Raw genomic sequence first — 11,882 nt, 5'->3', positions numbered from 1 at the left:
GCGGTCTGCGCGTTCCTGTGCTGCTTCATGCCGCAACGCGCCCACACGAGGTTCAACCGTGAAGAAGCCGCCGTTCGCTCCTAAAGTTTTCCGCCAGTCCCGCATCCGGGAAGGTCTTCCCTACCCTCTCGGCGCCACATGGGACGGGCTGGGCGTCAACTTCGCGCTGTTTTCCGCCAACGCCACCAAGGTGGAGTTGTGCCTGTTCGACCAGGAGGGGCGCCGCGAGCTGGAACGGATCGAGCTGCCCGAATACACCGACGAGGTGTGGCACGGCTATCTGCCGGACGCCCGGCCGGGCACTGTCTACGGCTACCGCGTGCACGGGCCGTACGAGCCCAAGGCCGGCCACCGCTTCAACCCGAACAAGCTGCTGCTCGACCCCTACGCCAAGCACATGGTCGGGCCGCTGCGCTGGTCGGACGCGCATTTCGGCTACCGCGTCGGCTCGCCGCGCGGCGACCTGTCCTTCGACCGGCGCGACAGCGCTCCCGGCATGCCGAAATGCGTGGTGATCGACCCGGCCTTCACCTGGGGCCACGACCGCCACCCGGCGATCCCCTGGGAGAAGTCGATCTTCTACGAGACCCACGTGCGCGGCTACACCATGCGGCATCCGGCGGTGCCGCCGCAGTACCGCGGCACCTTTGCCGGCTTTGCCCAGCAGGAGGTGGTGGAGTACATCCGCTCGCTGGGCGTCACCGCGGTGGAGCTTCTGCCGGTCCACGCCTTCGTGGACGACCGCTATCTGCTGGAAAAGGGGCTGCGCAACTACTGGGGCTACAACAGCATCTCCTTCTTCGCGCCCGACCCGCGCTACATGGCGACCGGCGCGATCCATGAGTTCAAGGAGATGGTCGCCCGCCTGCACGACGCCGGGATCGAGGTGATCCTCGACGTCGTCTACAACCACACCGCCGAAGGCAACGAGATGGGGCCGACGCTGTCCTTCAAGGGCATCGACAACGCCTCCTACTACCGGCTGGCGCCGGACCCGCGCTACTACATCAACGACACCGGCACGGGCAACACGCTGAACCTCGTGCATTCGCGCGTCCTGCAGATGGTCACCGACAGCCTGCGCTACTGGGTGACCGAGATGCATGTCGACGGCTTCCGCTTCGACCTCGCCACCATCCTGGCGCGGGAGACCTACGGCTTCGACCACAGCGGCGGCTTCCTCGACGCCTGCCGCCAGGACCCGGTGCTGTCGCGCGTCAAGCTGATCGCCGAGCCGTGGGACTGCGGCCCCGGCGGCTATCAGGTGGGCGGCTTCCCGCCGGGCTGGGCGGAGTGGAACGACAAGTTCCGTGACACCGTGCGCTCCTACTGGAAGGGCGATGAGGGCAAGCTGCCCGAACTGGCGACCCGCATGGCCGCTTCGGCCGACGTGTTCAACCGCCGGGGCCGCAAGCCCTGGGCCAGCGTCAACTTCGTCACCGCCCACGACGGCTTCACGCTGCACGACCTCGTCGCCTACAACGACAAGCACAACGACGCGAACGGCGAGGACAACCGCGACGGCCATTCGCACAACATCTCCTGGAACCACGGGGCGGAGGGGCCGACCGACGATCCGGAGATCAACGCCCTGCGCTTCCGCCAGATGCGCAACCTGCTGGCCACGCTGCTGCTGTCCCAGGGCACGCCGATGATCCTGGCCGGGGACGAGTTCGCGCGCAGCCAGAACGGCAACAACAACGCCTACTGCCAGGACAACGAGATCAGCTGGATCGACTGGGAGGGCGTCAGCGACGAGGGCTGGGCGCTGACCGACTTCGTCCGCCATCTGATCGGGCTGCGGCAGAGCCACCCGCTGCTGCGCCGCGGGCGCTTCTTCACCGGGGCCTACAACCCCGACCTGGAGGTGAAGGACCTCACCTGGATCACCCCCGCCGGCGAGGAGAAGACGACCGAGCAGTGGCAGGACCCGATGGCCCGCTGCCTGGGCATGCTGCTCGACGGGCGGGCGCAGGCCACCGGCATCAAGAAGGTGGCGTCCGACGCCACGCTGCTGCTCATCATCAACGCCTACCACGACGTGGTGCCGTTCAAGCTGCCGGAGGTCGCCGGCGGCAGCCGCTGGCTGACCCTGGTGGACACCACGGAGCCCGAACGCCTCGAGGTTGCCACCGCCCAGACCGGCGACGAGATCCCGGTCAACGGCCGCTCCCTGCTGCTGTTTGAGCTGATGCCCGACCGCCGCTCCGACATGGGGCTGAAGGCCGCCGCGCGGGCCCTGCGCGCTGCCTCCGGTCCGGGCGAACCGGTCGCGGCGATCACGCCGGACAGCATCGCGTCGGGCGCCAGCCCGGCCGAGACGGTGCAGCAGCCGGGCGAGTGATCGCCCGATCCATCTAGGCTGGTGATGACCGACGGTGCGGCAGGACGCCGCACCGTCGGTCCGGATTTTTATATACAATTTTAGGCAAATAGACGATATCAAGACGACGGACTGTCCGCGTTGTTCCATTGCTTGTGTCGGCAACGCCGCAACGACATCAGGAGGTCTGGGCATGTGTCATGGCGACTACATCCGGTTCCTGGTCGCGGTCGAGGCCGACCCCGCCCTGCGCAAAGCGCTGCGGCGGGCGTCGCGTGGGCTTCTGACATTGGGCGATCTGGTCGATTTCGCCGCTGGCCACGGCTACCGCTTCACCGAGGCGGACATTCCCCTGGCCGCGGCGCAGCCCGTGGGCTGCGGAGCCGATTGATCCAGCCGGATACGGTCACGGCGGCGGGGCCGTGGTGTTGCAACTGCCGCGGACCGTCATCATGAGCCCGTCGTCGGACGGGAAGATGTCCTTCTCGGCGTCGCGCGGAATGGGAATTTTCTGACGGCGGCAGAACAGCAGGAGGATGCCGAGCGTCTTGCTGGGCATGAAGGCGACGTCCCGCACCTTCGCGGCACCCTGCTGCACCATGACCACCACGCCTCCGTCCGATTTCGGAACGACGGAGGCGATCAGGCCCAAGGGGAGATCGGTCTGATTCGGCACCTTCTGGTACCAGCCGAAGGCTTTCTTGAGGGCCGAGTTCGTGAAGACAAGATGACGCGTTTCGAAAATCATTCCGGACCAGTTTCAGGCCCGGCCGCCCTCCAGTTCCGGGTTCAACCGGAACGTGATCGCACGCCCCAGTTTGGAGTCCCGCAGAAGGATCTGCTTGGTCTCCAGCAGCTTGATGGCCCGGTTGACATTGGGCCGCTGCATGCCGAGCGCATCAGCCAGTTCGGACTGGAGCACCGGCACGGGACGGTCGAAATGGAGCCGCCGGCTCAGGTAGGTGAACACACGAAGCGCCTCCAGGGTGATGTCCCGATCGGTCGAAACGGTCCTGGAGAGGAGGTCATGATGCTGCATGGCGGCCTCGGAACGCAAGTTGGCTCGGCGTCGCAGTCCGGCTGCGCAACGCGCCGGGCGGATAATTTCGCCTGCTCCGCAGGTTACCCCGCATTTGTTGTCCGAATGTGTCTCGTGCGTTTCGAAATTGACACAAAGCCGGGCCATTTGTGACGCCTTGGCCGGAACCCTTCCTCCGTCCCCCCGTTCCCGGAAGGAGCAACCGTCACGTGAGGAGGAGGGAACCCATGCATCGGCTCGTGCTGCTGCGGCATGGTCAGAGCGTCTGGAACCGCTCGGACCTGTTCACCGGCTGGACCGACGTCGATCTGACCGAACAGGGGGTGGCCGAGACCCGTCACGCCGCCGGCCTGCTGAAGCAGGCCGGATTCGATTTCGACGTGGCCTTCACCTCCGTCCTGAAGCGGGCGATCAAGACGCTCGACATCGTGCTGGAGGAGATGGACCGGATGTGGCTGCCGGTGCACAAGCACTGGCGCCTGAACGAGCGCCATTACGGCGCGCTCCAGGGGTTGAACAAGACGGAGACGGCGGCCCGCCACGGCGCCGATCAGGTCTTCCTGTGGCGGCGGAGCTGGGACGTCCCGCCGCCGCCGGTCGAGCCGGAGGACCCGTGCTCCGCGGTGTCGGACCGGCGCTACGCCGGCCTCGGGCGCCCGAATCTGCCCCGCGGCGAAAGCCTGAAGGACACTACCGAGCGGGTGATCCCCTTCTGGGAGGAGGGCATCTGCCCGGCCCTGCGGCTGGGCGCGCGGGTTCTGGTGTCGGCCCACGGCAACAGCCTGCGCGGCCTCGTCAAGCATCTCGACAAGGTGCCCGACCAGGACATCCCGCTGTTCGAAATCCCGACCAGCCGCCCGCTGGTCTACGAGCTGGGCGCCGATCTGGTGCCGCTGCGCCGGTACTTCCTGACCGACGGCGGCGGCACCGAGGAGATCACCTGGACCCGCCGGGACGACACCGGCCAGAGCGGGGTCGTGGCGGCGTGATACGATGAGCCCTTTCCTTCATTCCCTCTCCCCTCCGGGGAGAGGGTTAGGGTGAGGGGGTTGCGCTTGTGCCGGACGCTCCGCCACGCACAACCCCCTCACCCGGCCCTTCGGGCCACCCTCTCCCCAGAGGGGCGAGGGAACGACCTCACCCGCCGGCGGGACGGCGCCCCCGGTGCCCCGCCCCGCCCTTGCCGCGCTTGCGGCCGGGCAGCGGGTGGTGGAATTGCGGATGGCCGCCCTCCGCCGGAGGCGCTCCCTTGTCCGAGCCGCGCGCCCCGTCGGGACGGCGCCCGCGCCGCTCGCCATGACGCTCGCCCTGGCGCTCCTCGACCCGCCCGGCGTAGCAGCTGTCGCAGACCCGGAAGCGGTGGTTGGCCTTCAGCCGCGTGCCGCAGACCGGGCAGGCGCGGGCCAGAGAGCGTTCAGCCAGGGTCCGCTCGATGAAGGCGTTGAGCATCGCCCGGCGCTCCTGGCACAGGTCCATGTCCGGATAGGCGTCGGGGAAGCGGTAGGCCAGCCACGCGTAGGCGGTCAGCTCCTTCACCGCGCGCTCGGCCTTCTCCAGCTCCACGTCGGTGCCGACGCGGTGGTGGAAGCGTTCAGCGGCGTCGGGGGCGGAATTGCGGATCCCCTTGCCCTGGTTGGTCGCCCACAGCGCCAGCAGGCGCAGGTTGTTCTGGTCGCGCACGTCGATCGGGCAGCGCGCCAGCATGTCGCGCTCCGCCAGCGGCAGCTTCGCCCGGTCCACGGCCGTGGCGGCCTGGATGCGCTGCTCCAGGTCGGTCATGCGGAAGGTCTGGTTGGCGCGCAGCAGCTCCTGCCCCGCCGTGCGCAGCACCTTGGCGAGGCTGTCGGTGTCCAACTCGCGCGCGATGGCCTCGACGTGGGTCAGGTTGGGGCTGATCCAGGCCCGCGGGTCCTCCGGCGGCACCGGCGGGGTGGTCAGCGCCCGGCGCACCGGGTTGATGTTCTCCCCCTCCAGCACCGCGACGCGGCCTTCCTCGTGCATGCCGAAGCGCCCGGCCCGCCCGCCGATCTGGCGGATTTCGGAGGAGTTCAGGTCGCGCTCCTCCCGCCCGTCATACTTGCGGGTGGTCGACAGGACGACGCGGGCGACCGGCAGGTTCAGCCCCATGCCGATGGCGTCGGTCGCCACGAGCACGTCCGCCGTGCCGTCGCGGAAACGACGCGCCTCGGCCCGCCGCACCTCCGGCGACAGGGCGCCGTAGATCACCGCCACCGTGTGGTCGCGGGCCAGCAGCTCGCGCCGCAGCCCCATCACGTCCTTGCGCGAGAAGGCGATCACCGCGTCGCCGCGGCGGACATTCTCCAGCGCCACCCGCTCCTCCTGCACGCGCAGCGGCGACTTGCGGGTGAACTCCACGACCTCCAACTCCTCCCCCAGCGCGGTGGCGAGGCGCTGCACGTAGGGGATGGCGTCGGCGGAGCCGGTCATCAGGATTTCCGGAGCGGCCACGCCGGCCACCGCCTGGGTCCAGGCCCAGCCGCGGTCGGGATCGCCGATCATCTGGATCTCGTCGATGACGCAGGCGCCCCAGACCTTGGAGGTGTTGACCATCTCGATGGTCGAGGAGGTGAAGGAGGCGCCGGGCCGCACATCGCGCTCCTCGCCGGTCACCAGGCTGCAGGCCCGCCCGCGCGTCTCCAGCGCCTCCTGCCCCTCCAGCGCCAACAGGCGCAGCGGGGCGAGGTAGCAGCCGCTCGGCGCCTCGGCCAGCCGGTCCATGGCGGCGTGGGTCTTGCCGGAGTTGGTCGGGCCGACGAACAGCCGCAGCTTGCGCACCATGGCGCGCGCCGTGGCGAAGCTGTCGAGATAGACGCCGAGGCCGGAGGCGTTCTCCAGCCGCTCCCGCCGGACCTTCAGACCGGCGCGGGCGGCGGCGGTGGAGAAGGCCTCCTCCAGCGCGTCGAGCAGGGTCTGCAGGCGCGGGATGCGGCCGCCGAAGCCGATCACCCGGCCCAGCTCGTCGGCGAAGCCCTTGGGCCGCCACGCCTCGCCGAAGCCGTTGGCGCGCTGCGCCATCGAGGCGAACCAGCCGTCCACCCGCCCGCGCGCCTTCTCGATGGCGGCGGAGGACAGGCAGGCCGCCTTGACCCGCTTGCCCAGGGTCTTCGCCTGGGGACGGCCGAAGCCCTCCTCCGCGGTCATCAGCCCCCACAGCTCCGCCTCGATGTCGGGCAGCGGGCCGAGCGCCACGCGGAACCGCAGCTTCAGCTTCCGGTCGGTTCCGGGAACGACCACCTCGTGGACGACGGCGACCGACCAGCGGGCCGGGGTGCTGTCGGCGTCCACCTCGATCCCGTCGCCGCGCACCACCGCGGCGATGGCGCGCAGCGCGTCGCGGCGATCGAACTCGTCGGCGGTGCCGGCTTGGCGGGGGGTGGTCTCGTCGTTGCTCATGAACTGGTCTTCTTCCATCGCCGGCCCCGGAGAGATCGGCCTGAGAAATCAAGGGACTGGTCGGGGGCTGGTGTGGTCCGGCGGTCTTGATCCGACGGTCTTGGGGGGCTTCGCCGGACCTCGAACAGTGCCGCACCGCGGGGCGGACGCCCACCCCCTCTTCCGCACACCGGTGCCCCACGGGCGTACCTATATGGTCGGAGCCATAGGATAGGGCAAGCCGATTCAGGGGCTCCCCCGGCGTGGCCGGGCTAATTCGCCTGAACTTCCCCCTCTCCCATCCCACCGCTGCGAAAAAGGGGCGGTGCCGGCCACATCATTCCCTGTTGTCTGGCGGTCGCGTCGAAAGGGGTACCCGGTAACGGTCAAGCCGGCTGCCACCAATCGAAAGTGTTAGCAAGCAATATCGTCTTACTGCACCGCAAACCGTCGGGCATCATCGTTCCAGAGACAACGTAACCGTCGTCGCTTCGCAGATTTGGTTAGGAGATGTGCATGCCGACCCCTCGTGACGTCCTGGCACTGATCGAGAGAATACGGTGTATTTCTTGCGAGGACGAGCGCCATGCATTGATAAAGACATTGTCAGCCGTCGAGCGACCGACCATCCTGTCGTTCCTCAACGCTCACGGCGTGAACCTCTGCGCGGGGTCCTCCGCCGCGTGGTCGGCCTTCCGCGCCTCCGATGTCCTGTTGCGGGACGGGGTGGCGCTGGAGACCGCCCTGCCGTGGCTCGACCAGCCGGTCGGGCTGAACATGAACGGGACCGATTTCATCCCGCTTCTCCTTCGCCACCTGTCGCCCCGCCGGGTCGCCGTCTACGGCACCGCGGCGCCCTGGCTGGACGAGGGGATCGAGCGGCTGAAGGAGCGGACCCCGCACGACTATGTCGATGCCCAGCACGGGTTCCATTCCGTGGAGCATTACATCGCCCGTGCGCGGGAGGTTGAGCCCGACGTCATCATCCTGGCCATGGGCATGCCCCGCCAGGAGGAGGTCGCGGCCCAGCTCAAGCGCGCGCTGGATCATAAGGTGCTGATCGTCAACGGCGGCGCCATCATCGATTTCCTCGCCGGGCGCTTCACCCGGGCCCCCGCCGCCCTCCAGCGCATCGGGCTGGAATGGGCGTTCCGGCTGGTCCAGGAGCCCCGCCGCCTGTTTCGCCGCTATTGCGTCGGCGCTTTCGGCTTCGCCCACACCGTCATGCTTATGCGCCGTGCCGCCATGCGTTCGTCCAGCGCCCCAGCACCCGCGCCCATGCATAAGGAGCTTTGAGTCGTGGAAAATCTGCCCCAAGTCAATCATGGCGGCCATCACGGCGGTCCGCCGGCTCCGGTTCCGGCATGGCCCGCCGCCCCCGGCCCGTCCCGGCGCAGCGAGTTCGAATCCCAGACCCCGTCCATGGGTCCCGACTTCCGCTTCATCCTGCGCGTGCTGGCCAGCCACAAGTGGCTGATCGCGGCCATCGTGGTGGTGCTGACCGGCCTGTCGGCCCTGGGCGTCTCCACGCTCAAGGACCAGTACACCTCCGAAGCCCTTCTGCTGGTCGACAACCGGCAGGTCCGCGTCGTCCGCGAGGTCGAGCAGGTGGTGGGCGCGATCCCCACCGAGGACGCGGCGATCCTGAGCGAGATCGAGATCCTGAAGTCGCCGCAGGTGCTGAACCAGGTGGTGAACGATCTCCAGCTCGCCCAGCATCCGGAATTCAACCCGCCGGCGCAGGAGGACGAGACGCTCCCGCTCGTCGAGCGCGCGGTGGCCTACGGCCGCGACCTCGCCTCGCGCTTCTGGGAGGGCACCCCGCCGGCCCCGGTCGCCTGGCTGCTGAGCCACGGTGACGAGGTGGCGCAGGACATCCGGGCGCGCGAGGCGCACGCGGCGCTGGGCAACGACCAGATCATCGCGCGCATCCACCGCAAGCTGGACGTCGCCATCGTCGGCCGGTCGCGCGTGATCCAGGTGCGCTTCACCTCCAAGGAGCCGCAGCTGAGCCGCGACGTGGTGGACGGCATCGTCCGCCGCTACATGGAAACCCGCCAGCAGATGGACCGCGACCTGTCGACCAGCGCGATCTCCTGGCTGCAGGACCGCATCGTCCTGCTGCGCAAGGAGGTGGCCGAGGCCGACGCCCGGGTCGAGGAGGCCCGCGTCAAGGGCGGCCTGCTGAAGGGCGGCACCGGCCTGATGGCCCAGAACGAGCTTGAGCAGACCCGCCTGCGCCTGAGCGAGGCCTCGGCCATCCGCGCCCGCTCGGTCGCCCAGGCCGACACGCTGGAGCGCAACCTGAAGGCCGGCAACTGGAACGCCATCGGCGGCAGCATCGCCTCGCCGGTCGTCGCCCAGCTCCGCGCCACGGTCGCCGCCATCTCCACGGAAATGGCCCAGCTCTCCCGCCAGTACGGTCCGAAGCACCCGCGCATCGTCGAGCTGCAGGGCCGCCTGAACGAAGCCAACTCTTCGCTCCAGCAGGAAATCCGCCGCGAGATCAACGGCGTCCGCGAAGCCGCCCAGGTCGCGGTCGAGCAGGAGACCGCGCTCCGCTCCATGATCACCCGCATGGAGGGCAGCTACGCCACCATGCAGGAGCAGGCCATCCCGCTGCGCACCCTGGAATCCGAGGCGACCGCCAAGCGCCAGCTTCTCGACAGCCTGCTGGGCCGTCTGGAAGAGGTCGAGGCCCAGAAGGACAGCCGCGCCTTCCCGGCCGCCGTCAAGCTGGTCTCCGCGCCGCAGGTGCCGCACGAGCCGTCGGGTCCCTTCCGCGTCCTCCTGCTGCTGGCCGGCTTCGTCGCCGCCCTCGCGCTCGCCATCTTCAGCGTCTTCGGTCTGGAGCTTCTCCAGCGCCGCATCCACACCCCGGACGCCGTGCGCCGCATCCTGGGCGTCGGCACCGTCCACATCGTGCCGCACCACAGCGACCGCGGGGCCAAGGGCCGGCTCTACAAGATCTTCCAGCGCCACCCCTTCTCGCTGTTCAGCGAATCCCTGCGCGCCCTGTTCCGCAACCACCTGTCGGATCTCGGTCCGGTCGGCGCTCTGGCGGTGACCTCGGCCCGCCCGCAGGACGGCAAGACCTCGCTGACGCTCGCCGTCGCCCAGGTCGCCAGCCAGGCCGGCCGCCGGGTGGTGGTGGTGGACACCGACTTCCGCCGCTCCCGCATGGAGGGTCTGTTCGACCTGTCCACCAAGAAGGGCCTGTCGGACTGGATCGCCGGTGACGCCACGCTGGACGAGATCGTCCACACCTCCGACGACGTGCCCTTCGCCATGGTTCCGGCGGGCAAGCTGAACCCGATGACGCTGGACCGCTTCAACGTCGACAGCCTGGTGCAGCTGATGGCCGGCCTGTCCCCCAGCTTCGATCTGGTGGTGTTCGACACCGCCCCGGCGCTGGCCGTGTCGGATGCCCGCATCGTCTGCGGCGCCGCCTCCAAGGTTCTCTTCGTCACCCGCTGGGGCCACACCACGGCGAGCGACCTGGACGCGGTGGCCGACCTGGGTCCGATCGACCACAGCAAGTTCGTCTGCGTGATGACCGACGTGAACCTGAAGAAGGCGGCCAGCAAGGGCTACCAGGGTCCGTACAACAGCTACGTCGCCACGCGGAAATACTACGGCGACCAGACCCTGCGCGCCGCGCCGTAAGCGACGTCTCCTTTGCCTCTGCCTGTATAGCCCTCTCCCCTCCGGGGAGAGGGTGGCCCGGAGGGCCGGTGAGGGGGTTGTGCTTGTGAGGGACGTTCCGACACGCACAACCCCCTCACCCTAACCCTCTCCCCAGGGGGGAGAGGGAATTTTCATTTCATCGCAAACCACACGAGGCCCGACGCCCATGGCCCAGACCTCGCCGAAAGCCACCTCGCCGAAATCCCTCTCCTTCACGCGCCGGGACGCCTTGCGCGCCGCCGCAGCCGCCGCGGTGCTGGCAAGCTGCAAGGCCGCCGCCGGCCCCGCCGTCGCCGAGGCGGCGTCCGTTGCCGCGGTGCCCAACCCCACCCTGCGCGACGCCTGCCGGGCCGCCGGCATTCTGCACGGCGCCGCCCGCGACCATCTGATCGAGCCGGAAGACCCCATGCTCGACACGCTGATGGCGCGGGAATGCGACGTGGTGACGCCCGAGAACGGCGGCAAATGGGCCGTCTTCCAGCCGCAGGAGGGCAATTTCGACTGGGGTCGCTTCGATGCCGGGGTGGAGCTGGCCCGCCGCATCGGCGCCAAGCCCAATTGGCACTGCGCCCTGTGGCAGCACATGGGCATGCCCGACTACATGACGCTGCCGGCCAGCCGCCAGCACGCGCTGGGCATCGCGGAGAGCGCCTATTTCTCGGCCGACGGCACGCTGTCCGAGGACAATTACTGGCCGCGCTTCACCGCCATGGTCGCGGCGGTCAAGCAGCGCTACGGCGACAATTTCTACCGCATCGACGTGATGAACGAGGCCTTCTTCTGGGAAACCGAGCGCAGCCACCCGCAGGAGCAGGACCGCTACGGCTTCCGCAAGGGCATGTGGTGGGTGGTGGCCGGCGGCGCCAAGGGACCGGAGTGGCTCGACCCCTTCTTCCACCACATCCGCAAGGAATTCCCCTCCGCCAAGCTGGTCATCAACGAATTCGGCATCGAGATCGACGAGGGCTGGCAGCAGCGCAAGCGCGCCTATTTCCAGACTTGGCTGACCGACGCGGTCAATCGCGGCGTGCCGATCGACGGGGTGGGGCTGCAGAGCCATCTGATGGCCGGCAAGCCCTACGACCGCGAGGGCATGAAGGGTTTCCTGCGGGCCATGGACCGGCTGGGCCTGCCCATCCACATCACCGAGTTCGACGTGAACGAGAAGCATTTGCCGCGCTCCTGGTCGCGGGCGGAGAAGGACCGCGCCATGGCCTTCCTGGCCGGGCAGTATCTGGGCGACATCGCCGGCAACGCGCGGCTGGCCGAGCTGTGCTGGTGGCACCTGCGCTCCGACCTGAACTACATCTCCCGCGAGATGCCGGAGTTGAAGCCCCACCCCTCCCCCTACGACGCGGCGTCGCGCCCGCTGCCGCTGTACGAGGCGTCGGTGCAGGCGCTGCGCGGGCGCAACCGGTCGGGGTGAGGCCAGTCGGGGTG

At 68.9% G+C, this 11,882-nt stretch carries 9 protein-coding genes; 6 read left to right on the top strand and 3 right to left on the bottom strand.

Annotated features, from left to right (window positions below):
* Positions 1 to 58 precede the first annotated feature (58 nt).
* On the top strand, positions 59 to 2,344 hold the full coding sequence (gene glgX / locus ACWPN5_RS16900; protein ID WP_145689903.1) for a glycogen debranching protein GlgX: 2,286 nt from the start codon (positions 59 to 61) through the stop codon (positions 2,342 to 2,344).
* 172 nt (positions 2,345 to 2,516) lie between these two features.
* Positions 2,517 to 2,714 carry a Nif11-like leader peptide family natural product precursor gene (locus ACWPN5_RS16895; RefSeq protein WP_145689902.1) on the top strand — a complete coding sequence of 66 codons (198 nt, stop codon included), beginning with the start codon at positions 2,517 to 2,519 and terminating at the stop codon, positions 2,712 to 2,714.
* A gap of 15 nt (positions 2,715 to 2,729) precedes the next feature.
* On the opposite strand, the gene ACWPN5_RS16890 is transcribed toward ACWPN5_RS16895, so the two are convergent.
* Positions 2,730 to 3,071 (bottom strand): hypothetical protein, encoded by a 342-nt coding sequence (locus ACWPN5_RS16890; protein WP_145689901.1) that lies wholly within the window; start codon positions 3,069 to 3,071, stop codon positions 2,730 to 2,732.
* Positions 3,072 to 3,083: 12 nt separating this feature from the next.
* Complete coding sequence (locus tag ACWPN5_RS16885; RefSeq protein ID WP_236778250.1) at positions 3,084 to 3,362, bottom strand: MarR family transcriptional regulator; 279 nt, start codon at positions 3,360 to 3,362, stop codon at positions 3,084 to 3,086.
* Positions 3,363 to 3,589: 227 nt separating this feature from the next.
* Between ACWPN5_RS16885 and gpmA the strand changes: the two genes are divergently transcribed.
* Entirely contained in the window at positions 3,590 to 4,351 is a 762-nt protein-coding gene (gene gpmA, locus ACWPN5_RS16880; protein ID WP_492296427.1) for a 2,3-diphosphoglycerate-dependent phosphoglycerate mutase, read from the top strand.
* 148 nt (positions 4,352 to 4,499) lie between these two features.
* Here the strand turns inward: gpmA and ACWPN5_RS16875 are convergent, their stop codons facing one another.
* The gene (locus tag ACWPN5_RS16875; protein WP_492296426.1) at positions 4,500 to 6,776 is read right to left on the bottom strand and encodes a helicase-related protein; all 2,277 of its coding nucleotides are present in this window, start codon (positions 6,774 to 6,776) and stop codon (positions 4,500 to 4,502) included.
* 489 nt (positions 6,777 to 7,265) lie between these two features.
* Between ACWPN5_RS16875 and ACWPN5_RS16870 the strand changes: the two genes are divergently transcribed.
* From ACWPN5_RS16870 to ACWPN5_RS16860, 3 genes are all read left to right on the top strand, one after another.
* Positions 7,266 to 8,051 (top strand): WecB/TagA/CpsF family glycosyltransferase, encoded by a 786-nt coding sequence (locus tag ACWPN5_RS16870; protein ID WP_492296425.1) that lies wholly within the window; start codon positions 7,266 to 7,268, stop codon positions 8,049 to 8,051.
* 3 nt (positions 8,052 to 8,054) lie between these two features.
* A complete protein-coding gene (locus ACWPN5_RS16865; RefSeq protein ID WP_247888499.1) occupies positions 8,055 to 10,421 on the top strand; it encodes a GumC family protein in 2,367 nt (788 codons plus the stop codon).
* Positions 10,422 to 10,608: 187 nt separating this feature from the next.
* Positions 10,609 to 11,868: an endo-1,4-beta-xylanase gene (locus tag ACWPN5_RS16860; RefSeq protein WP_492296424.1), complete on the top strand. Its 1,260-nt coding sequence runs from the start codon at positions 10,609 to 10,611 to the stop codon at positions 11,866 to 11,868.
* The last annotated feature ends 14 nt before the right edge of the window (positions 11,869 to 11,882 follow it).

Source organism: Azospirillum sp. UENF 211521 (assembly GCF_058780535.1).
The sequence above is the reverse complement of the archived record's forward strand: the minus strand, read 5'-3'. Positions and strand labels throughout refer to the sequence as shown.

Bases quoted from the DNA above. Each gene is read 5' to 3' on its own strand.
- ACWPN5_RS16895 (WP_145689902.1), top strand. From the start codon at position 2,517: ATGTGTCATGGCGACTACATCCGGTTCCTGGTCGCGGTCGAGGCCGAC.
- ACWPN5_RS16890 (WP_145689901.1), bottom strand. From the start codon at position 3,071: ATGATTTTCGAAACGCGTCATCTTGTCTTCACGAACTCGGCCCTCAAG.
- ACWPN5_RS16885 (WP_236778250.1), bottom strand. From the start codon at position 3,362: ATGCAGCATCATGACCTCCTCTCCAGGACCGTTTCGACCGATCGGGAC.
- gpmA (WP_492296427.1), top strand. From the start codon at position 3,590: ATGCATCGGCTCGTGCTGCTGCGGCATGGTCAGAGCGTCTGGAACCGC.
- ACWPN5_RS16875 (WP_492296426.1), bottom strand. From the start codon at position 6,776: ATGAGCAACGACGAGACCACCCCCCGCCAAGCCGGCACCGCCGACGAG.
- ACWPN5_RS16870 (WP_492296425.1), top strand. From the start codon at position 7,266: ATGTGCATGCCGACCCCTCGTGACGTCCTGGCACTGATCGAGAGAATA.
- ACWPN5_RS16860 (WP_492296424.1), top strand. From the start codon at position 10,609: ATGGCCCAGACCTCGCCGAAAGCCACCTCGCCGAAATCCCTCTCCTTC.